19 protein-coding genes and 3 pseudogenes are annotated in these 20553 nt (G+C 62.7%); 5 read left to right on the top strand and 17 right to left on the bottom strand.

Annotated features, from left to right (window positions below):
- The 3 genes from CK944_RS19385 to CK944_RS19375 all read left to right on the top strand — a co-directional run.
- Positions 1–324, top strand: a 324-nt coding sequence (locus tag CK944_RS19385; RefSeq protein ID WP_192877784.1) for a cation:proton antiporter, incomplete at its 5' end; no start/stop codon positions are given.
- A gap of 316 nt (positions 325–640) precedes the next feature.
- Complete coding sequence (locus CK944_RS19380; RefSeq protein ID WP_103174717.1) at positions 641–3115, top strand: AMP-binding protein; 2475 nt, start codon at positions 641–643, stop codon at positions 3113–3115.
- A gap of 317 nt (positions 3116–3432) precedes the next feature.
- Entirely contained in the window at positions 3433–3996 is a 564-nt protein-coding gene (locus CK944_RS19375; protein WP_103174716.1) for a VPLPA-CTERM sorting domain-containing protein, read from the top strand.
- A gap of 204 nt (positions 3997–4200) precedes the next feature.
- On the opposite strand, the gene CK944_RS23380 is transcribed toward CK944_RS19375, so the two are convergent.
- A complete protein-coding gene (locus CK944_RS23380; RefSeq protein ID WP_158248076.1) occupies positions 4201–4338 on the bottom strand; it encodes a hypothetical protein in 138 nt (45 codons plus the stop codon).
- Between the two features lie 69 nt (positions 4339–4407).
- Positions 4408–4698 carry a DUF2934 domain-containing protein gene (locus tag CK944_RS24390; protein ID WP_103174715.1) on the bottom strand — a complete coding sequence of 97 codons (291 nt, stop codon included), beginning with the start codon at positions 4696–4698 and terminating at the stop codon, positions 4408–4410.
- 221 nt (positions 4699–4919) lie between these two features.
- Here CK944_RS24390 and CK944_RS19365 point away from each other — a divergent pair.
- Positions 4920–5252: pseudogene (locus tag CK944_RS19365) on the top strand (transposase); the annotation flags it as partial.
- Here CK944_RS19365 and CK944_RS19360 read toward each other — a convergent pair.
- The 12 genes and pseudogenes from CK944_RS19360 to mbhE form a co-directional block, all read right to left on the bottom strand.
- Positions 5210–5894: pseudogene (locus CK944_RS19360) on the bottom strand (transposase); the annotation flags it as partial. The pseudogenes CK944_RS19365 and CK944_RS19360 overlap by 43 nt on opposite strands.
- A gap of 165 nt (positions 5895–6059) precedes the next feature.
- Positions 6060–8123, bottom strand: coding sequence for a TRAP transporter permease (locus CK944_RS19355; protein WP_103174714.1), 2064 nt, complete (start codon positions 8121–8123; stop codon positions 6060–6062).
- Between the two features lie 80 nt (positions 8124–8203).
- Positions 8204–9205 carry a TAXI family TRAP transporter solute-binding subunit gene (locus tag CK944_RS19350; protein WP_103174713.1) on the bottom strand — a complete coding sequence of 334 codons (1002 nt, stop codon included), beginning with the start codon at positions 9203–9205 and terminating at the stop codon, positions 8204–8206.
- Positions 9206–9320: 115 nt separating this feature from the next.
- Positions 9321–9461 (bottom strand): hypothetical protein, encoded by a 141-nt coding sequence (locus tag CK944_RS23375; RefSeq protein WP_158248075.1) that lies wholly within the window; start codon positions 9459–9461, stop codon positions 9321–9323.
- 261 nt (positions 9462–9722) lie between these two features.
- Positions 9723–10643 carry a hypothetical protein gene (locus CK944_RS19345; protein ID WP_103174712.1) on the bottom strand — a complete coding sequence of 307 codons (921 nt, stop codon included), beginning with the start codon at positions 10641–10643 and terminating at the stop codon, positions 9723–9725.
- Positions 10640–10975, bottom strand: coding sequence for a monovalent cation/H(+) antiporter subunit G (gene mnhG, locus CK944_RS19340; RefSeq protein ID WP_103174711.1), 336 nt, complete (start codon positions 10973–10975; stop codon positions 10640–10642). Before mnhG ends, CK944_RS19345 begins: the two co-directional genes overlap by 4 nt.
- The gene (locus tag CK944_RS19335) at positions 10968–11264 is read right to left on the bottom strand and encodes a monovalent cation/H+ antiporter complex subunit F (protein WP_103174710.1); all 297 of its coding nucleotides are present in this window, start codon (positions 11262–11264) and stop codon (positions 10968–10970) included. Before CK944_RS19335 ends, mnhG begins: the two co-directional genes overlap by 8 nt.
- Positions 11261–11746 (bottom strand): Na+/H+ antiporter subunit E, encoded by a 486-nt coding sequence (locus tag CK944_RS19330; protein ID WP_103174709.1) that lies wholly within the window; start codon positions 11744–11746, stop codon positions 11261–11263. The genes CK944_RS19335 and CK944_RS19330 overlap by 4 nt, the downstream gene beginning before the upstream one ends.
- Complete coding sequence (locus tag CK944_RS19325; protein ID WP_103174708.1) at positions 11743–13245, bottom strand: Na+/H+ antiporter subunit D; 1503 nt, start codon at positions 13243–13245, stop codon at positions 11743–11745. The genes CK944_RS19330 and CK944_RS19325 overlap by 4 nt, the downstream gene beginning before the upstream one ends.
- Positions 13242–13604: an NADH-quinone oxidoreductase subunit K gene (locus tag CK944_RS19320; RefSeq protein WP_103174707.1), complete on the bottom strand. Its 363-nt coding sequence runs from the start codon at positions 13602–13604 to the stop codon at positions 13242–13244. Before CK944_RS19320 ends, CK944_RS19325 begins: the two co-directional genes overlap by 4 nt.
- On the bottom strand, positions 13604–14005 hold the full coding sequence (locus CK944_RS19315; protein ID WP_103174706.1) for an MnhB domain-containing protein: 402 nt from the start codon (positions 14003–14005) through the stop codon (positions 13604–13606). The genes CK944_RS19320 and CK944_RS19315 overlap by 1 nt, the downstream gene beginning before the upstream one ends.
- Positions 14002–16245 (bottom strand): hydrogen gas-evolving membrane-bound hydrogenase subunit E, encoded by a 2244-nt coding sequence (gene mbhE, locus CK944_RS19310; protein WP_103174705.1) that lies wholly within the window; start codon positions 16243–16245, stop codon positions 14002–14004. Before mbhE ends, CK944_RS19315 begins: the two co-directional genes overlap by 4 nt.
- A gap of 110 nt (positions 16246–16355) precedes the next feature.
- On the opposite strand from mbhE, the gene CK944_RS19305 reads away from it, so the two are divergent.
- A complete protein-coding gene (locus CK944_RS19305; protein ID WP_103174704.1) occupies positions 16356–17279 on the top strand; it encodes a LysR substrate-binding domain-containing protein in 924 nt (307 codons plus the stop codon).
- An 80-nt stretch (positions 17280–17359) separates the two neighbouring features.
- Here CK944_RS19305 and CK944_RS19300 read toward each other — a convergent pair whose 3' ends face one another.
- From CK944_RS19300 to CK944_RS24085, 3 genes and pseudogenes are all read right to left on the bottom strand, one after another.
- The gene (locus CK944_RS19300) at positions 17360–19024 is read right to left on the bottom strand and encodes a BCCT family transporter (protein WP_103174703.1); all 1665 of its coding nucleotides are present in this window, start codon (positions 19022–19024) and stop codon (positions 17360–17362) included.
- 88 nt (positions 19025–19112) lie between these two features.
- Positions 19113–19724, bottom strand: coding sequence for a hypothetical protein (locus CK944_RS19295; protein WP_103174702.1), 612 nt, complete (start codon positions 19722–19724; stop codon positions 19113–19115).
- 119 nt (positions 19725–19843) lie between these two features.
- Positions 19844–20306 (bottom strand): annotated as a pseudogene (locus CK944_RS24085) (helix-turn-helix domain-containing protein); the annotation flags it as partial.
- Between the last annotated feature and the right edge of the window lie 247 nt (positions 20307–20553).

The raw sequence follows: 20553 nt of genomic DNA, 5'->3' as shown, positions 1-20553 counted from the left end.
GTGATTCTGCTGGTGATCCGGCCTGTGACGGGGCTGATCGGCCTGTGGGGCTTTCGCGCCGCTCTTGGCGAAAAGCTGACCATTGCCTTTTTCGGCATCCGTGGGGTGGGGTCGTTCTACTACCTGTCTTATGGGCTGAACCACATGGAGGTTGCCGGGGCCGAACATCTTTGGGCCATTCTGGGTCTTGTGGTTCTTTTGTCCGTCCTGATGCACGGGCTGACGGTGACGCCCGTGATGCGCCTTCTGGACCGCAAGCAGGGCCGCAACCCCGATGCCGAAGCCCTGCCCCCGCCGGGCCTGCAGGGGCCGGGTGCCGACTGAGCTGCGAAAGGGGTGCAAGGGTATGGAGAGATCAAAACTGAACAGCTTTTAGCATCCGGCACAAAGCTAACGCATGCAGATCAACCAGCAAATCCTTCCTGAACCTCCTGATTTCATGCCCCGCAAGAGTGCAGGTCCTAGCAATAGCAGGGGCGGGATGCGGGCTGACATATACTAAGCGAGATACCGCAATATTGACTTAATCTGTCAGAATAACTAGGCGCGCCGCACCATCTGGAGGCCGCCTGTGCTTATCTCTCCCGACATCTTGGCCGCGTTTGCGGATAGTCCCTGCCTGATCTACAAGAACGGTCAGATGAGCTATGCGGAACTCATGGCTTCGGCGCAACAGTTCGGGCGGCGCCTTCCGTTTCCCCGCGGTTTGATCGCCATCGAGATGGCACCTACACCTGCGGCCATCGGGGCCTATCTCGGTGCCTTGCAGGCGGGACATGCCGTCATGCCTTTGCCCGAGGGAGAACCGGAAGCCGCCCGACGCCTTGAGCAACGTTTCCGCCCCCATGCCAGCTGGCGTCGGATCGGCGGTCGCTGGAAGCTGCTGTTCCACGAGAGCCCGGCGCTTCTTCATCCCGATCTGGCGCTGTTGCTACAGACATCGGGCAGCACGGGGACGGGGCGCGGCGTCCGCCTGTCGGCAAGCGCGGTCACGGCCAATGCCAAGGCCATTGCGGATTACCTGCAGATCCGCCCGCAGGACCGGGCGGCGCTGATCCTGCCTCTGCATTATTCCTATGGCCTTTCGGTCCTCCACTCCCACCTGGGACGCGGCGCAAGCCTCTGGCTCGCCGACGGGACGGTTCTCGATCCGGGTTTTCGTGAAGCTCTGACCGATTCCGAAGCCACTAGCCTGGCCGGGGTCCCGCACCACTTCGCCTTGCTGGAAAGCATCGGACTTGATGATGACCTGCCCGAAAGCCTGACCTGCCTGACCGTTGCAGGCGGGGCGATGAAGCCTGCGGCAGTGCGCCGCTGGGCCTCGATTATGGACGCCCGGCACGGTCGCCTTGTCGTCATGTATGGCCAGACCGAGGCGACTGCCCGCATTGCCTGGCTGCCGCCCGAACAGGCGCAGGTAGCGCCTGACGCGATTGGGCAGGCGATCCCCGGCGGAACGCTTTGCCTCCGCGACGAGGCAGGGCGGGAACTGATGTCTGCCGAAGCGGAGGGGGAACTGATCTATCGTGGCCCCAACGTGATGATGGGTTATGCGGAGACAGCCGAGGATCTGTCACGCGGCCCGGAACTTTCTATGCTTGCCACGGGCGATCTGGCCCGGCGGGGGACGGACGGCCTTTACCGGATCGTTGGACGGCGATCGCGCATGTCGAAGATCGCCGGCCTGCGGATTGGCCATGACGCATTGGAGCGCGCATTGCAGCAAGCCGGGCAAGAGGTCGCCGTCTGGGGCGATGACGAGACGATCTGGGTGGCCACCCCGGGTCCTTCGGACGGCGTGGCCGCGCGGGCGGCGCAACTGGCCGGGATCCGGCCGCAGCATATCGTAACCGTTCCATGCCCCCAGCTTCCGCGCCACCCCAATGGCAAGATCGACTATCCGGCACTGCGGCAACTGGCCGCGCCTGTGCAGGGGAGAAACCTATATGACATTTTCGCGCGCAGCTTCGCCCCGCGCCCGGTGCGTCGAGAGGACAGCTTCGCCAGCCTTGGCGGCGACTCGCTTCGGCATGTCGAGATTTCCCTGCTGCTGGACCAGCATCTGAGTGGACTTCCGCAGAAGTGGGAGCAGATGAGCATCGCGGCGCTGGAAAGCCAGTCCGCCATCCTGGTGAGCCGGGTTCCTATGCCGATCCTGGCCCGCGCGCTGGCAATCCTGGCGGTCGTCATCTCACACCAGACGGCATGGCCCGTCTATGGCGGGGCAGCGGCAATGGTGATCCTGCTGGGAATGAGCGTGGCTCTCCACCGGCGCGAGGCTCTGATCGCGGGCGATACCAAGCGGTTCCTGCAGCCGACCTTGCGGGTGCTGGTTCCCTATGGGCTGATCCTAGCGGGATACGCCCTCGCCTGGCAGCAGGTGCCCTGGGCCTCGGTCTTCCTGGTGGGGAATTTCGCCTTCACCACGCCGGAAACGCATCTGATGTTGCCCTATCTTTACTGGTTCGTGGAAGCCTATATGCAGATCAACCTTCTGCTGCTGGTGCTCTTCATGCAGCCACGAGCGCGCGAATGGCTGCACCGGTCGCCGCTGGTGATTGGCATGGGGTTGCTGGTCCTGGGCGTTCTCCTGCGGGGCACGCTGCCGGAGTTCTCGCCCCTGCCGGACGGGCGGTCGCAATTCTCGGTCCCGTGGGTCTTCTACCTTTTTGCACTTGGCTGGTGCATCGCTACTGCGACCGACGCACGCCAGCGCCTGATGGTCCTGCTTGCGGCCAGCGTGATCCTGCCAGGGGCGGCGTGGCTTGGCGGCAACTGGCACGGCAGCTGGATCAAGTATCTTGGCCTTCTGGGATTGGTGGGGCTTCTCCTCTATGTGCCACAAGTGCGCGCGCCGCGCATCGTGGTCCGGGGCCTGATACATCTGGCGTGGGGGGCCTTTCCGATCTACCTGCTGCACCGCCTTGTTCCTGAGGTTCTGATGCCCCTGGGGGGGATCGAGGCCGGGACGGCTTTGGCAGATGCCATCTCCATTGGCGGGGGCGTCGCTCTGGGGCTGGTGGCCGGCACACTGCATGCAAGGCTTTGGAGCTTCATGGCAGAGTTGCTGCGCCAGATTGGGGTCCGGTCGATATCTCAAGAGAAAAGACTATAACGAGAATAGTCGGAATGGGTCGCGAATGCGGGCGTGCGAGGGAGCTGGAGATTTACTGCTCGCTCGAACTTGGTCCGTCCTAGGAGCGACGCTTTTGCGCGGCAGTCAGTGCACCCCTGGAAAGGGCGATTCGTTTATTTTGATTAGTTCATACAATAAATCCGGACACTTAACGCATTTTGACATCTTAAAGGACCGGGCCTACTTAGAGACTATTCCATGGGTTGTAAAAGTGCTCCGGAATACGAGTTTTGTTTGCTGGCCAGTGAGCCTCAGCGCATAAGAATAGAGCGCGCCCTTATTATTTGGAGGCCTCTATGCTTGGTATCAAAACTGCTATTGCAGCTTCAGTTGTTTCGGCCTTCGCGTTGTTCAGCGCACCCGAAACTCAAGCTGCCACTGTTACCCTCGACTTCAACAGTCCGGTTCCGGCGCCCTTGACGCTGGATGAGGACAGCCCCGGCATCATCAACGGCAACTGCACGGGCAGCCTTTCCGGCGCCCCCTGCCTCGGAGTCAACTCGCAAGGTGAGGCGACCCTGGGGATCGAGACCGGGACTTTCTCCGTCACCTCCTTCTGGTTCCAGTTGCTGGGCAACATGGACGATCTGATCGTCACCACCAGCAACGGGACATTGACCCTTCTGGAGTCCGTGTATGACTTCAACGACGGCGGGCAGGTCATCGATGTCTCTGGTGATGCCCTGTTCCAGAACATCACCTTCCTGTCATTCATCACGAACACCGGGAATGCCCGGGTAGACGACATCGTCGTCGAGGTTCCGGATGTTGCTCCGGTTCCGCTTCCTGCCTCTGCGCTGCTCCTGTTGGCAGGTCTGGGCGGTCTGGCGGGGCTTCGCCGCCGGAAGGCTTTGGCCTGACCACCATCTTCGGGCCAAAAGGAGTGCGGCGGTCATTGGCTGCCGCACTTTCTTTGTCAGGCAGCGAGTTGAGTTTTGTTTCCCAATCCTTTTCGCCCTTTGAATGGCAGGATTAACAGGCTGCTGCTTTAGTCAGGACCCGGAGGACGTTTTTCTCGTGGTCTGGTTTGAATGCCAATTGCGTAGTTGTTGATTGCGGCCGCCTCACGTGAGCACATGACCGGAACAGAACTGGTGCAGATCCATTTCCCAGTTAGGATCCACCGCTTCTTGCGCCATAGCGGTGGCCTTGAGCTCTGCATCACCGGCTGCCGTTGAGCTGCCCGCCCCCTCTTCGGGCACGGCCTTTCCTTTCCGCCCTCGTGCTGCCTTTGGCGCCCGCGCGCTGTCTTCCGATACTGCTTTCGGTTTTCAGCCTCTGGTCTTTACAGGCTCCTTTGTCGAGACCTCGGCTGTCGTATCAGTGGCTCCTGTCAAGCTCGCGCTGGATGCATCGGCAATCGTTTTCGTGATAGCTCTTGGCTTCGGTTGGCGGCGCGCAGTGGTTGTGCCGGCCGAGGAGAATGCGCGTGCAGCGTCCTCCACGTCGATCTCTCGTTCCGCTTGGCCCCAGTGTTGCGCATCCCGGCCTGGGGGACGGCCTTCCTGCTCCCAGATGGAGTAGGCTCGTTCCTGGATCCGTCGGGTGCGTTCGTCAGTCATGATGGGTCCTCCAGTCTTCAACGAGCATCTTGTTTCCGCGATCACAAAAGCAAATTGTTGGGGATACAATCTTTTACGCTGGTAGCGTGACACGCCCATGCTCTCTTGCCAATGGCTTCTCCGCCGCAACTCCTGCCGTGTTACTGGAGAGCAGCTGCCGAAGGTCTGGGAACTACGATCCAGGAGTACAGGCTTTCAGTGCGCCTGGCCTATTTTGGTTTATGGCTCTGGCTGCCTTTGCTCCCCCGATGGACCGCTTCCGCCGAGGACGTGACTTTTCTGCCTGGCTGGGGCTTGTGCCCAGACAGCATTCCAGCGGCGGCAAGCAAAGGCGCGGGCGCACGAGCAAGTCCGGGCAGCGAGACATCCGGCGGCTTCTGATCATCGGCGCGATGGCGTTGATATCCGGAGCCAAGGTGCGGCCCCCTGCAGAGAACTCCTGGCTGGGCCGTATCCTGGCTCGCAAGCCGAGGATGCTGAGGGCGATTGCTCTGGCAAACAAGATGGCCCGAACATTGGTCAGAATGCGTAGCTTGTTACCCAAGGCCAGCTGATCGTGAACAAAATCCATAGCCCAGACATCATTTGGACCGACAGCCTCCTGACGATCATCGCGCAACTTCGCCTTCACCCGCCGCTTCGGGTGCTTGTTCCTGAGCTGCAGACCAACTCATTGTAAATCCGGCGCGTCTTCTTGATGTTCACCTGCCACCCCTCCCGTCGCAGCAAGACATGGATGCGCCGATAGCCGTAGCGCACCCGCGCTTCGCAGATCTCTCGGATCCTCAGCTCCAATGCGGCCTGCCCGGTTTGGCGGGATTTGTAATGGTAGCTCGACGGGTCAAAGCGCAGGGCCCCACATGCCCTGCGGATCGACACGCCCCAGTCCACCAAAATCCCATCGACCAATTGCCGTATCCGGGCAGGCCTCAGAGCTTTCGGCGGATGACGTCCTGCAACATCTCCCTGTCCAGCGTCAGGTCAGCGACGATCTTCTTGAGCCGGCTGTTCTCGTTTTCGAGCGCCTTCAATCGGCGCATCTCGTCGGGGAGCAGCCCGCCGTATCGCTTCTTCCAGTTGAAGTAGGTGGCCTGGATGATCCCGGCCTTGCGGCAGATCTCCGCAACCGGTGTGCCTTCCTCGCCCTGCTTCAGAACAAACGCCTTTTGCGCCTCAGTGAACTTCGATGCCTTCATCGATCTCAGCTCCTCTCCCAGCCAGAGAAGGTTAGCCGAAAACTCCAGCTTCAAACGATCCAGTTTTCAGGGGGCAGAGCAGAGAGCCATCGATCCCAAGAATTCTACCGGACGCATCCACGCACCAGAGGGCAGGAAAGGCTGCCCCCTGGCGGGCTTGTCCTGTCAGGGGGCCAAGGCTGCGGGAGTGTCGCGCTTTCCCAGATACTGCCGTACCGTCACGGCGGCCAGGATCACGAAACCCAGGGCAGTCGAAACCGGCTCGGGCGCGATCATCAGCAACGCCGCAATCGGCAGGGTGATCCGCTCGATCACCCATAGCGGTCCGAGCAGCCAGTTGGTGATCGCCGCCGACAGCGCAATGATGCCCAGGACCGCGCCAGTGAAGGCCAGCAGGAAATCGGGCAATGTGAAGGCTTGGGTGACGATCAGCAGCGAGGGCGAGAAGACAAACACGAAGGGCACAAGGGCCTTGCCCATCGACAGTCGGAAGGCGGTGTTGCCCGCCTTGAAGCCGTTGGCCCCCGCGATCCCCGCCCCCGCATACGCGGCAAGCGCCACCGGCGGCGTCACGTCGGCCAGAACTCCGAAGTAGAAGACGAAGAAATGCGCCACAAGGGGTTCGACATTCATCATCCCCAGGACGGGCGCGGCCACGGCCACCATGATGATATAGTTGGCGGTCGTAGGCACGCCACAACCCATCAGGATGCAGACGACCGCCGTCATGATCAGGGTGAACAGCAGGGTCAGCGTATCGATGCCGAAAGGCTCGAACGGCAGGAAGCCCAGGAAGGCATGGAAGCTTGCAGCCGCATTGGCTGCGACCGAGGTCACCATGAAGGCGATCTTGAAGCCCACGCCCGTCAGCGTGACGATGCCGATGACGACGCCCACAAGGGCTGCGGCAGCGGTCACCGACAAGGACTGGCGTGCGCCGGACACGAAACCCTCGAAGATGCCGGCGGCGGTTTCCTTGATGCCACCCAGGACGCCGGAGACCATGATCCGCTGGATCAGATAGACGGCCATGCAGGCGGCAATGGCCCAGAAGGCCGACAGGAAGGGCGTGCGGCCCGACATCAGCATCCAGACCAGCAGGATCAGCGGCGCGACCGACAGCCAGCCTTCGCGCAGGACCTTTCCGGCCTTGGGCAGTTCTTCTTTCGTCAGGCCGCGGATGCCCAGGCGCTTGGCTTCCAGGTGGACCTGCACCAGCACGCCGAAGAAATGCATGAAGGCGGGCACGATGGCTGCGATCAGGATGGTGCGCAGCGGGATGCCCAGGTATTCGACCATCAGGAAGGCCACCGCCCCCATTACCGGCGGCGTGATCTGCCCGCCGGTCGAGGACGCCGCCTCGACCGCGGCGGCGAAGTGGCGCTTGAAGCCGATCTTGATCATCGCCGGAATGGTCAGCGCGCCCGTGGTCACCGTGTTGGCGATGGACGAGCCGGAGATCGTGCCCAGCATGGCCGAGGACACGACCGAGACCTTGGCAGGCCCGCCCGAGAAACGCCCGGTCAGCGCGGTGGCCAGATCGATGAACAACTGCCCCAACCCGATCTTCTGCGCCATCACCCCGAACAGGACGAAATGGAACACATAGGTGGCGATCACCCCAAGCGCGGTGCCATAGATCCCCTGCGAGGTCAGATACAGATGGTTTATGATCGTGTTCCAGTCTGCGCCGGGATGGACCAGAATGCCGGGCATCGACCGGCCCCAATAGGCATAAGCGATGAACAGCGCCGCGATCACCGGCAAGGGCCAACCCATCGACCGGCGCACGGCCTCCATCAGCGTGACCAGCAGCAGCGTGCCCATCACGATGTCCAACGTCAGAGGATTGCCGACGCGGAAGGCAAGCTGGTCATAAATCCAGGGCACATAGAAGGAACTGACCGCCCCGGCGAGGGCGAACAGCCAATCATAGACCGGAATGCCCAGAATGGCGAAGCCCGTGGTCTTGTGGCGGCCTCTGTCGAAGGCCGCGAAGCTGAGAAAGATCACGAACAGCGACACGCCCATGTGCAGCCCGCGATGGGTGGCGGCGCGCGGGATGCCAAAGCCTGCTGTGTAGAAATGATAGACCGACAGCAGGAACAGGATGACCCCGGTCAGGATCGCCACCGGTCGCAGGACTGTGCGGAACCGGGCCTCGGGGTCGTATTCTTCCTCCAGCGCGCGCAGTTCGGCGTCGGTCAGTTGGCGTGCAGTTTCGTTCATTCGTCATTCCTGCGTTTCAGGGAACGGAAAAAGGACGCGGACCTGTGGTCCGCGTCCTTTGAACCGGATCGGACCCGTGCTTACTGGAGCTTTCCCGCTTCCTTGTAGAACCGCTCGGCGCCGGGATGGAACGGGATGCCCGCGCCCTGCGTCGCGCTGTCCAGTGTGATCTGCTTGCCCTTGGCGTGGCCCGCTGCGAACAGCTTTTGCGTGTTCTCGTTATACAGCGCCTTGGTGATGCCGTAGATCAGTTCCTCGGACTGATCGGCCGAGGTGACAAGCTGCGCGCCGACCGAGATGGTGGGAACATCCGCGTCCTGCCCGTCATAGGTGCCGGCGGGGAAGTTGTCGGTAGCGAAGAAGTTATAGGTTTCCAGCAGTTTCTCGACCTCGGGACCGCTGATCGGGACCAGCTTCACGTCATGCTGGCTGGCCAGTTCCGCAATCGCGCCCGCCGGATAGCCACCCACGAAGAAGAAGGCATCCATCGCACCGTCGCGCATCCGATCGGCCGCCTGATCGGGCTTGAGGTATTCCGCCGTCACGTCGGATTCGGACAGGCCATAGGCTTCCAGGATGATCTTGGCATCGACCAGCGTGCCCGATCCGGGTTCGTCCAGCGAAACGCGTTTGCCCTTCAGATCCGCCACGGACTCGATACCCGCATCGGCGCGCGTGACCAGATGGATGCTTTCGGGGTAAAGGTTCGCGATCAGCCGCAGCTTTTCGACCGCAGGCTGGCCTTCCCACAGCCCCGTGCCGGTCTGCGCCCAATAGGCCACGTCGGACTGGGTGAAGCCCGCCTCAAGCGCGCCGCCATTGATCGCGTTGACATTGCCCACCGATCCGTTCGAGGCCACGGCGGTCGCAACCAGGCCCGGCACGCCGCAGGATCCGCCATCCTCGCAGGCCCGTGATCCCGGCGGGTTCGAGATCGCGTTCGCGATCAGCCCGCCAATCGGGTAATAGGTGCCTGCGGTGCCGCCGGTGCCGATGCGAAAGAACGACATGTCCTGCGCAGAGGCGGCCTGACCCATCGAGGCTGCAATTGCGAATGCTGCAAACAGTGCTTTGATTTTCATATCCCTACCCGGTTTATTGCGACTTCAAGAACACGTTAGCACAGGATGCGTCGGTCACAACCATTCGGCACGCTGGTCACCAAGGCGCTTTGCTGACCTTGGCCTGTAAGGGGGCTCAAAGGTTGTTCAGCAGCACCGTCCGTTCGCCGAAGGCAAATTCTGGCATCGCGCGCAGTTGGCGGATAGCGCCATCCATGCAGGTCAGCATGGACTCTGTCTTATGTTCCTGAACGGCGGCGTTGGTAGCTTTGGGCATCCCATCTGCCTACCTGAACTGTCATTGGACCTTCATCCGGGACGACTGGAGCCTGGTTGATGTTTATGCCTGTTGCCACAGGTTGAGCAACCACCCGACAGGCGAGCTTTCATCCCGCGTGAGCCGGTGCGGTCTGTCAGGCGGTCTTGCTCTCCAGCCTGACTGCGCATCAGACGGCATGAAGGTTGGCGGCCGCTCCATTGCCGCTGCCTTAAGACGAGGAACATGGGCTTGGCTGCCCATCTCTGCGGTAATCCCTGTTCAGTAGGAACCGGACCTCTTTCTGCGGTGGCTGTCCGGAGAGTCGCACCGAGATGTATCTGTGTCGGAACGGTCCTGCAGCGTCGTGCCGTTCAGCAACGCCAAGGCCAAGGCGTCAGGTTTCTTGACGATGACGACCGGTGCTTGCCCCCGGCGGCACAAGTCCTCGGCCAGGTTCGGCCGGAACCGTGCCGCCCAGCCGTCCCGGCCTGCGGAGCCCGTGACGACAAGGGTATCGGTTGACACAAGGTTCTGCCGGCTGTCGGTCACCGGCCCCTGCAGGCAGTCCAGCCGGCGCCAGGATAGGTCCGGCGAAAGTGTCGCCAGCACTCGGGCCAGATCCGATTGCGCGATCCAGGCGGCCCGGCGCTTTCCCTCGATGATTTCCGGCTCGGGCGTCCTGAGGCGCCTGGATCGCAGAAGGCCTTCTTCCCGGAAATACCAGACATTGATGATGTCCAGAGGCACATCCAGAGCCTGCGAGAGCGTGAACGATACGCGCAGCACCTCAGCCGCGAGATGGGGGTCGATGCGGTCCGCGCCATCGGGATCGATCAGGGCGGTGACGGCCGAAGGGGGATCCATAGGGCCATTCATGATCCAGACCGGGGCGGGCAATTGCCGGGAAAGGTCGCGAATGAAGTTCCGCCACGCCAGATGGGCCTGGGATGAGGGCCGGGCAACAAGAACCAGATCGGCCGGTATCCCCACCAGGCTCTCGGGGGTAACCGAGAGATGCGCTGACACGGCCACCCCCATTGCCTCGATCCCTGCCATGAGCTGCCATTGGCTGTCCGACAACTGCGGGCTTCGCGAACACAGCCCGACCCGCAGCGGCTGGCGGCGTGACAGCCAGGCCATGACCTGCAGCAGGGCAGGCTCATCACACTTTTCGGGCAGAACCAGGGCGATGTCCTTCATGGGCTGCGGTCCTTTGGACGAGGCTTCTGGGGTTGCTGCCGCGAGGCTGGCTTCTGCCCCGCCCGCCAGGCTGCAGCGCGGCCGAGAAGATGCGCGCCGATCGGCGCCGTCATCAGCAAAAACAGGATCGCGATCAGCGCCCGGCTGGCCGCGCTGACGCCGCCGATATCGACGGCCGCCGCCAGAAGAGCCAGCGAGCCTGCCAGGCTGCCAACCTTCGAGGAGGCGTGCATTCGGGTCAGTGCGTCGGGAAAGCGCAGGATCCCAATGGCCGCGACAAGGGCAAAGCCGCCGCCCAGAAGCGCAAGAATGCCGGTGAGGATCTCAGTCATCGCGGTCGTTCCTGCGGCCAAGCCGTTCGGCGTAGCGGGCCAGGGCCACCACCGACAGGAAGCTGACAAGGGCAAGCGCGACCGCGATGTCCAGGAAGGCCTCGGCCTCGGTGCGCACGGCATAAAGGCCGCACACGACGATGACGGCGGTAGTCATCATATCCAGGGCCACGACCCTGTCGGCCAGGCTCGGTCCGCGGGCCAGCCGGATAAAGCCGATAAAGATCGCCAGGCCGACCATGATCAGGGCCAGGGTGACGCTTGTCTGCATGAAGGCGGTGGGTGTCATGGGCGGAAGACCTTTCCGATGCGACGCTCCATCCCGGACTTCAGATCGGCGACCAGGGCGGCTTCGTCGGTGGCATAGATCGAATGGACAAGAAGGAAGCTGCGGTCCGGCGCCACATCCAGCGTCAGCGTGCCCGGCGTCAGGGTGATGAGATTGGCCAGCAGGAAGATCTCGGCATCCGAATGGGCGTCCAAGGGCATTTTGACGATGGCCGGGTGCAGGTTCGGGCGCGGCGCGATGCAATCGCGGGCCACCATGATCGAGGACTTGATCAGCTCCTTGAGGAAATAGACAATCAGGACCAAGGTCTGCGGCAGGGCCCGGAAATAGCGTCGCTCGTCCCCTTGGGCGATCAGGTCGCGGGCGAACCACAGGGCACCGAAGCCGATAACGAGTCCTGTCAGCAGATTTGCCAGCGAGAACCCGTTCCACAGCGCCGCCCAGGCGACGGCCAGAAGGACATTGATGGCCAGAAGCTTCATCGGCGTGCCTCCCCCAGAACGGCCGCGACATAGGCGGCGGGATCAAGAAGCTGTTCAGCGCCCTTTGTCGCGAACTCCAGGAAGGCCGAGGGGAAGGCGCCGATCACGACGGTCATGACCGCCAAGGCGATGATCGGCCCCATCATCTGCCACCGCGCGGACCGGGGGAGGTCGACCAGGGCCGGCTGGCGTCCGTCGGGATGGGCCTTCCAGAAGGCCTCGGCCCAGATCTTGGTCATCGAGAAGATGGTCAGCAGCCCGACCAGCAGCGCGACCCCCGCCACCAGCCATTCGCCCAGGTCCAGCGAGGCCCGGACGATGACGAACTTGGCCCAGAAGCCCGAGAGCGGCGGAAAACCGGCCAGCGAGAAGGCAGGGATGATGAACAGCGCGGCCAGCAGCGGCGCGGTCCTGTAAAGGCCGCCGATGGCGTAAAGGTCCGACGAGCCCGTCAGGCGCCGCGACACGCCGGCGATCAGGAACAGGTTGGTCTTCACGATGATGTGGTGCAGCAGATAGAAGACTGCACCCATCACGGCCAGGGGCGTCATCAGTGCCAAGCCCAGCACCATGTAGCCGATCTGGCTGATGATGTGGAAGGACAGGATCTTGCGGAAATCGCTCTGCGCGGCCGCCCCCAGCACGCCCGTCAGCATTGTCAGCAGCGACACCCAGAGCAGGATCTCGTGCGTGTAGCCGACGTCGCCCACGAAGATCAGCGTGAAGACGCGCAGGAGGGCATAGACGCCGACCTTGGTCAAAAGCCCGGCGAAGACCGCCGAGACCGCGTAATGCGGCGTGTGATAGGATGCAGGCAGCCAGAAGAACAAGGGAAAGACCGCGGCCTTCATCCCGAAGGCCACCATCAGCATCATCGCGATCAGCGTCATCAGCCCCTGGTCGGGCGAGGCCGCGACGGCACCGCGCAGGTCCGCCATGTTCAGCGTGCCGGTCGCGCCGTAAAGCAGCCCCGCGCCCGCCAGAAACAGCACCGTCGCGATCAGGTTTAACGTGACGTATTTGACGGCCCCGTCGATTGCGGACTTCCTGCCTCCGATCACCAGCAGCCCGAAGGACGAGATCAGCAGAACCTCGAACCAGACATAAAGGTTGAACAGATCGCCGGTCAGGAAGGCGCCGGTGACGCCGCCCAGCAGCGACTGGAACAGGGCATGGTATCCGAACCGGGCGGATGTGGGGCCAATCTCGGCCAGGGACCAGACGGCAACCGACAGGCCGATGATGGCGGTGATCAGCACCATCGCCGCCGACAGGTGATCGGCCACCAGTGTGATACCAAAGGGAGCCTGCCAGCCGCCGATCTGGCCGGCGATGACACCCTGGTCCAGAACCTCCGCGATCAGCACCACGGCAACGACAAGCGAGGCTGCGGAGCCGCCGACCGAAGCCAAGTCACCCATCCGCGACCGGCGCAGAAGAAAGGCCAAGACCGCCGTAACGAACGGGATCATGATGGGCAGCGCAAGAACCCAGCTCATTCCCGCTCCTCCGCCGGTTCGGCGATGCGCATTCGATCAACTTCGAGATGGCCAAAGGTTCGATAGGCTTGGATGGTTAGGGCCAGGGCGAAGGCAAAGAGGCCGAAGCCGATGACGATAGCTGTCAGAAGCAGCGCCTGCGGCAGGGCATTGGCCATGGTGTCTGCGGGCAGTTCGCCCTTGACCCCCAGCAGAGGCGGCGCGCCGGGCGTCAGGCGGCCGGCGGCAAGGATCGCCAGGTTGACGCCGTTCGACAAGAGCAGCAGTCCGAACAGGAAGCGCATCAGGTTGCCCGACAGCATCAGCCAGATGGACGTCGCGACCAGGAAACCCGACAGGCAGGCGACAAAGGTTTCCATCAGAGCGTCTCCTCGAGCGTGAAGACCAGGGTCAGGATCGCCCCGAAGACGGCCAGATAGACGCCGATGTCGAAAACAAGCACCGTTGAGAGCGCCAGATCCGCCAGGATCAGCCAAAGCCCGGTGAAGGGGTCGAGGGCTGCCAAGGCCGAAGCCATTCCTGCGATGATGGCAAGCGCCATGCCCCAGACGCCGATGGCGCGGGGATCGACCCGCAGCGCCCTGCGCGCAGCATCGACGCCTGCCGCAAAGCTGTAGAGGACAAAGCCCGCCGCGCCGATCAGCCCACCGATGAAACCGCCGCCGGGGCTGTTATGGCCGCGCAGCAGCACGAACAGAGAGAAGAGCAGGAACAGCGCCGTCAGGAACCGCGCGCCGACCGAAAGGATCAGCGAGTTCATGCCCCTGCCCTCCCCTTCCGCTTGAGGACCGCATAGGCTCCGAAGGAGGCGAGCAGCACCACGATCAGTTCGCCGAAGGTGTCGAAGGCGCGGAAATCGACCAGAACCACGTTCACAATGTTGAGGCCGTGAGCCAAGGCATAGGAGTTCTCCTCGAAGTAATTGGTGATAGTCCGGTCAAGCGGCGAGGCCGTGACCGACAGCACCATTACCGTCACGCAAAGACCCACGGACAAGGCCACCGCCCCATGAGCCAGCTGCCTTGGGCGGCTGCGGCGTTCGACCAGGCCCGGCAGGCGCAAGGCCGCGATGGCGAACATGACCGCCGACAGGGTCTCGACCATCAGCTGGGTCGTGGCGACATCCGGAGCGCCGGCGAAGATGAAGATCACCGCGACCCCGATCCCAACTGTGCCGATGCCGGCAATGGCCGCGATTCGCGAATGGGTGTTCAGCGCAACAACCGCCCCGGCTGCGGTAAAGCCCACCGTCAACCACAGGAAGGCCGAACGCGGAAGCTCGGGCATGATGACAGGCCTGCCGTGGAGGATGGTCGCGCCAAGCGCCAGGGCCGTGACGGCAAAGACCGCCAGCATATAGCCCGTCAGCCTGCCGGTCTGCAGCACCCGGGTCTGCCAGGCCGCAAGGTCGCGCAAGGCGTCCAGCAGCTGGTCCCAGCCGTTGTCGAGCGAGGGCAGACGGCGCAGCACCGGATCAACCAGGGTCGCGAACCGGTCACGCATCACATAAAGCATCACCCCAAGGGTGAAGGTCAGGATGCTGAGCACGAAGGCCGCGTTGAACCCGACCCAGAGATGCAGACCAGCCGCGCGATCCTGCAGTAGGCTTCCGGTCAGGGTGCTGCCGATAGCCGCACCCAATAGAGGCTGTGCAAGCACCCCGGCCGCCAGGCCGCAAGCCGCCAGGATGATCGGCCCCGCCAGCATCTGCCAGGGCGCCTCATGCGCAGGATACGGCGTTTTCACCGGCGCGCCCAGGAAGGGGCGCAGCGCGACAACTCCCGCAACCGCGAAAACCAGGGCATTCGCCGCAACCGCTGCGGCGAGGACCAAGGGAGCGCCGGTCATCGTCGCACCACCCGCATAGATCAGTTCCTTGCCGATCCATCCGATCATCGGCGGCAACCCCGCCATCGAGGCACAGGCCAGAAAGGCCGCCACAGCCGTCACTGGCATCGCCCGGCCCAAGCCGCGCAACTGAGCGACCTCTCGCGTGCCGGTGCCGTGGTCGATTGCGCCCACGACCATGAAGAGGCTGGCCTTGTAGAGCGAATGAACGATCAGAAAGGTCACTGCCGCCGTCAGTGCATAGGGATGCGAACCGGCCAGAAGCATCGTGATCATGCCCAGGGCCATCAGCGTGGTATAGGCAAGCGCCTGCTTCAGATCGCCTTGCCGCATCGCCAGAACCGAAGCGAGAATGGCCGTCACTGCCCCCGCAGCTGTCAGCGTCACGGTCCAGGACGGGGTGCCCCCCAAGGTCGGGTGCAGCCGCGCCAGCAGATAGACCCCGGCCTTCACCATCGTCGCGGAATGCAGGAAGGCCGATACCGGTGTCGGCGCGGCCATCGCATTGGGCAACCAGACATGAAAGGGAAACTGTGCCGACTTGGTGAAGGCGCCCAGCAGCACCAGCACCAGGATCGGTCCGTAAAGAGGATGCTCCTGCAGCCCCTGCCCTGCCAAGATATGCGCCAGATCGTATCCGCCAGCCGCTGTGCCCATCAGGATGAAACCTGCCAGCAGCGCCAGCCCGCCACTGGCCGTGATCAGCATCGCCTGCAAAGCATTGCGCCGGGCGCGGGGATTGTCGTGGTCAAAGCCGATCAGCAGGTATGAGGTGATGCTGGTCAGTTCCCAGAACAGAAACAGGGTGATCAGGTCGCGCGCCATCACAAGTCCCAGCATCGAGATCATGAAGGCGAACAGGAACAGCACGAAGCGGCCGAAACGGGGGTGATCGCCCATATACCCAGTGGCATAGAGAAAGATCAGCGAGCCGATGCCGCTGATCAGCAGACCGAAGATCAGCGACAGCCCGTCCAGCATGAAGGCAAGCGAGATGTTCAGCGATGGCGCCCAGGGCCAGTCTGCCAGAACAGGCTGACCCCCGACCACGCCGGGGGCCATCGCCGCAAAGGCGACGAAGATCAGCGCGGCCAATCCCGATGCCGCATAGCCGTATAGCCGCCCCGCGCCAGTAGTCGCGTGCTGAGTCATGGAAAGTCCTGAGGCTGTTTAATTGCCCCGGATTTTAATCACAGACCCTCCATGATATAGAAATTGATAATGAAGCGACGTTACATAGCCGCACTCTATAAGGAGTCGAAATGCCGACCTTGCAGCAGCTTCGATACCTGCTGGCGGTGGCTGACACACTGAACTTCAGCCGTGCTGCCGAGCAGTGCCACGTCACGCAACCCACCCTCAGCATCCAGCTGAAAGAATTGGAAGCGCGGCTGGGGACCCGGCTGGTGGAACGCACGCGGGCTCGCGTCCTTCTCACCCCAGTAGGGGCCGAGATCGCCCGCCGGGCCCGTACCATCGCGGCCGAGATCGACGACATCCGCGACATTGCCCGGCGCGAAGACCCCCGCGCGATGCAGAGCCTGCTGCGCATGGGCGTGGTCCACACAGTGGGAGCCTATGTCCTGTCCATAGCGATGCCGACGCTGCGCCAGACCTTCCCCCAAACCCGCATCCATGTGCGCGAGGAAAAGCCGGAACAGCTGCAGGACCACCTGGCTGACGGCCAGTATGACGTGATCCTTCTGCCTGAGGTACCGGTGCGCGATGACTTTGCCTCTTCCGTGCTGGTGACCGAGCCTTTGCACCTTGTGGTTCCGCAGGATCATCCGCTGGCCTGCCGCAAGTCGGTCAGGCCGCAGGATCTGGCGGGCGAGACCATCCTGACCATGGAACGTCGCGAGGGACCGAGCGATGACATCGCACGCCTTTGCCGCGAGGTTGGCGCGATCGAGGCAAGCGATTACGTCGGCACAACCCTCGACACGCTGCGTCAGATGGTCGCCGCCGGCATGGGCATCGCCCTGCTGCCGGCCCTTTACGTCCGCTCTGAGGTCATGCGCGAGGAACTGGTGGTAGCCGTCCCCCTGAGCGATCCCGCGCCAACGCGGAACATCTGCATGGCCTGGCGCAAGTCGGCGCAGCGAGGAGAAACCTATGTCGATTTTGCCGAAGCGATCAGGGGCTGCCTGAAGCCTTGGAATGTGCGTCCGGGATCACGCTTGTAAAGCGGGACGCGCCTCGCAGGCTCGCTTACAGGCATGACGGCTTCTCCGACATTCCCACCTTCGTGGCTGGGCCGGTATTCCTATCGTGGCTCTGCCATCAGTCCCTTGAGAAGGGCAAAGCACGCCCCTACCAAGACGATCGCAAAGGGAAACCCGGTCGATACCGCCATGGCCTGCAGCGCGGCCAGCCCTCCGCCAAGCAGAAGGGCAATGGCAATCAGGCCCTCAAAGGTAGCCCAGAAGACGCGCTGCGGAGCGGGTGCGTTGATCTTTCCCCCCGCGCTGATCGTGTCGATCACCAGGGAGCCTGAGTCGGATGAAGTGACGAAGAACACGATAACCAGCACGATCCCCAAGAGCGACGTGATCCCCGTCAGCGGCAGGTGGGACAGCATCTCGAACAGTTGCAGTTCGAGCGCCGCATCCTGCACCGAGGTCAGGCCCTGGTTCACCACCTGGCTGATTGCGGTGCCGCCAAGCGCGGTCATCCACAGGGTTGATACGATGGACGGAATCAGCAGGACCGCGATCACGAACTCCCGTACAGTGCGGCCGCGGCTGACACGGGCGATGAACATGCCGACGAAGGGCGACCAACTGATCCACCAGGCCCAGTAGAAGGCGGTCCAGCCTTGGCGAAAGTTGTCGTCGTCGCGCCCGACGGGATTGGACAAGGCGGGCAGGTATTCGACATAGGCCAAAAGGTTCTTGAAGAAGCCCGTGGCGATCTGCGTCGTCGGGCCGGTGGCGATGACAAAGACCAGCAGCAGGAAGGCAAGGCCCATGTTGATCTCGGACAACCGCTTCACGCCCTTATCCATCCCAGCCACGACCGAGGCTGTCGCGATCGCGGTGATGATGATGATCAAGAAGATCATCGCCCCCCTGGTCGCCGGCAGCCCAAACAGGAAGTTCAGACCCGCACTTGCCTGCTGGGCCCCGATGCCCAGCGAGGTGGAAAGCCCGAAGATGGTGGCGAAGACCGCAAGGATGTCGATCAGGTGTCCGGGCCATCCCCAGACCCGCTCACCGAAGATCGGATAGAAGATCGACCGCAGGGTCATTGGAAGACCCTTGTTGAAGGAAAACAAAGCCAACGACAGGGCCACCACGGCATAGATGGCCCATGGATGAAGCGCCCAGTGGAAGATGGTGGCGGCCATGGCAAGCCGCCTGGCTCCTTCGGCATCTCCCGGCACGCCCTGCAGCGGGGCCCAGTCGGTCCGCGTCCCGTCCGACCCGACCTCCGGGCCTTGGAAGGCGGCGGTGAAGTTGCCCAAGGGCTCGGACACGCCATAGAACATCAGCCCGATGCCCATGCCCGCCGCGAACAGCATCGAGAACCACGAGGCATAGCTGTAGTCCGGCGTCGCATCCGGCCCGCCCAGCCTGATCCGGCCAAGCGGCAGCACGATCAGCGCGAAGCACAGCAGGACGAAGATGTTGGCGACGACGATGAAGAACCAGTCTAGGCTGGAGGTCAGGAAGTCCCTCAGCCCCGAAAAAAGCGGGTCGAGCGTGTTCTGGAACATCAGCGTCAGCAAGGTGAAGGCGACCACGCCAATGGCCGAGACACTGAACACGACGTTGTGGATATCCAGCTCGAAGACGAACCGGCGGCGATAGTTGATGTTGTCCTGGCCGATCTCGTAATCGGTATCGATGACCTGGGTTGCGCCCTCGGGAGCAGGGATCGCATCAGGCGCCGCGGGATCAAGGGGAACATCGGGCTTCTTGGTCAACATCCTGTCCTTCTACCGTGACCCGACTTGCCCGCAGTCACGCAACAGGGAGAAAGCCGGCGCTTCAGGTTTCCATAAGGATACCGCTTCATCACAAGGTATCCGCAAGCTGGCGTTCGATCCTCTGCCGGCCTCGCCGGTTACGGATTTGTTCGGCATAAAGGGTCTTCGGCCTGAGGGTCAACCCGTCCTTAGAATGCTCGACATCGAAGACCCTACGCGCGGCAACGATCCCCGAGGCTGCCGCCGTGACCGCTGCCACTGTGACCTCGATGCAGGCCAGATCGGGGTCCTGCCTGGCGGTCCGGAACCGCCGCGAGGCCCGGTCCAGCAGGATGTCGATTGTGCCGATCTCGACATATTCGCCGCTTTTCAAGGGCTGCTGAAGGGTTGCGCGATCCGTGCTGGTCTGCTCGGATGGGTCGATTTCTGTCCGGTCCGCGACCGACAGGCTCCTGCGGCCGGACTTCGCGTGAACGGTCAGCATGATGTCGAGGACATAGATCGGCTCCAGTCCGAGATTGCTGACCAGCATCCGCCCGGAAAGGCCGCGATCACCACCAAGGGTGATGAGGATCTCGCTTCTGCGCCCTCGCCTCATGCTTTCCACAAAGACATGAAGATAGGTGATCCAGACTGCGGCCGTGATCAGCCCGACAATGGCCTGCACGACGGCGGCGTTCTGCAAGATCCAGTTCCACATCCTGCTGAACGGAAGAGGCGAAGGTTTAGTTGCGCTTTCCAGGCAGTCTCGATGTTGACCAGCGGCAGGCGAGGCCATTGGCCAGCGCCCTCGAACCGCTGGCAGACACTACTTCATTTTTCAAACCAGCGATGATCCGAGCCGTCGATCCGGATCAACTCGCCAAAAGCTCTGCCGGCGCAGCCGTGGCTGGTGGATGCGGTGCCGCTGCACACGGATGTGCCAAAGCCCGGCCGCCATCATCCATTGCCGCAGGCTCTCGGATGAGACGCGGATGCCATACCGCTCGGCCAGCTTCTCGGCCGCCAGCGTCGGCCCGAAGTCGGGATAATCGCTGCGGATCAGGGACAGGATGTAGTCGCGCTTGAGAGCGCTGATGCGGTTGTTCGAGGGTCAGCCGCGCAGCTTGTGGCCTACCGCCATGGCGCCTTCGTCCCGCACCTTGCCGAGCAGGCGTTGCACCTGCCGCTGACTGAGGCCAAGCAGGCTGGCAGCTGTCGCTGAGCGCAAGCTGCCGTCCAGAACATGCGCCAAAACCTCGATCCCTTGAAGCTCGCGTTCGCTCATCAGGAGAAGTCCCATGCCGATGCCCTTGTGTCACATCCTGTGCGCAAGGTTCCGGCAGCAAGGCAAGGGCGACAAATCAACTTTGCCAGTTCGCGACAATTCTAAACGGTCTCTACAGCAGCCTCCGGGGATTACGGGTGTTATGGAATGGCAAGTGCACATGACGCCAACGAAAGCGAAATTAATCAGGCGGTTCTGCAATACCGCATAGAGAAGGCCTGTCGCCTCGCCATGCCGATTAGAGCCTGTTGCACTCAATCTA

Source organism: Paracoccus sp. SY (assembly GCF_002901215.1).
Taxonomy (GTDB): domain Bacteria; phylum Pseudomonadota; class Alphaproteobacteria; order Rhodobacterales; family Rhodobacteraceae; genus Paracoccus; species Paracoccus acridae.
This window is presented reverse-complemented; position numbering and strand designations above follow the sequence as displayed.

What these genes read in the sequence shown, in the direction of transcription:
- CK944_RS19380 (WP_103174717.1), top strand. Translation starts at nt 641, where the DNA reads ATGAGCTATGCGGAACTCATGGCTTCGGCGCAACAGTTCGGGCGGCGC.
- CK944_RS19375 (WP_103174716.1), top strand. Translation starts at nt 3,433, where the DNA reads ATGCTTGGTATCAAAACTGCTATTGCAGCTTCAGTTGTTTCGGCCTTC.
- CK944_RS24390 (WP_103174715.1), bottom strand. Translation starts at nt 4,698, where the DNA reads ATGACTGACGAACGCACCCGACGGATCCAGGAACGAGCCTACTCCATC.
- CK944_RS19355 (WP_103174714.1), bottom strand. Translation starts at nt 8,123, where the DNA reads ATGAACGAAACTGCACGCCAACTGACCGACGCCGAACTGCGCGCGCTG.
- CK944_RS19350 (WP_103174713.1), bottom strand. Translation starts at nt 9,205, where the DNA reads ATGAAAATCAAAGCACTGTTTGCAGCATTCGCAATTGCAGCCTCGATG.
- CK944_RS23375 (WP_158248075.1), bottom strand. Translation starts at nt 9,461, where the DNA reads ATGCCCAAAGCTACCAACGCCGCCGTTCAGGAACATAAGACAGAGTCC.
- CK944_RS19345 (WP_103174712.1), bottom strand. Translation starts at nt 10,643, where the DNA reads ATGAAGGACATCGCCCTGGTTCTGCCCGAAAAGTGTGATGAGCCTGCC.
- mnhG (WP_103174711.1), bottom strand. Translation starts at nt 10,975, where the DNA reads ATGACTGAGATCCTCACCGGCATTCTTGCGCTTCTGGGCGGCGGCTTT.
- CK944_RS19335 (WP_103174710.1), bottom strand. Translation starts at nt 11,264, where the DNA reads ATGACACCCACCGCCTTCATGCAGACAAGCGTCACCCTGGCCCTGATC.
- CK944_RS19330 (WP_103174709.1), bottom strand. Translation starts at nt 11,746, where the DNA reads ATGAAGCTTCTGGCCATCAATGTCCTTCTGGCCGTCGCCTGGGCGGCG.
- CK944_RS19325 (WP_103174708.1), bottom strand. Translation starts at nt 13,245, where the DNA reads ATGAGCTGGGTTCTTGCGCTGCCCATCATGATCCCGTTCGTTACGGCG.
- CK944_RS19320 (WP_103174707.1), bottom strand. Translation starts at nt 13,604, where the DNA reads ATGGAAACCTTTGTCGCCTGCCTGTCGGGTTTCCTGGTCGCGACGTCC.
- CK944_RS19315 (WP_103174706.1), bottom strand. Translation starts at nt 14,005, where the DNA reads ATGAACTCGCTGATCCTTTCGGTCGGCGCGCGGTTCCTGACGGCGCTG.
- mbhE (WP_103174705.1), bottom strand. Translation starts at nt 16,245, where the DNA reads ATGACTCAGCACGCGACTACTGGCGCGGGGCGGCTATACGGCTATGCG.
- CK944_RS19305 (WP_103174704.1), top strand. Translation starts at nt 16,356, where the DNA reads ATGCCGACCTTGCAGCAGCTTCGATACCTGCTGGCGGTGGCTGACACA.
- CK944_RS19300 (WP_103174703.1), bottom strand. Translation starts at nt 19,024, where the DNA reads ATGTTGACCAAGAAGCCCGATGTTCCCCTTGATCCCGCGGCGCCTGAT.
- CK944_RS19295 (WP_103174702.1), bottom strand. Translation starts at nt 19,724, where the DNA reads ATGTGGAACTGGATCTTGCAGAACGCCGCCGTCGTGCAGGCCATTGTC.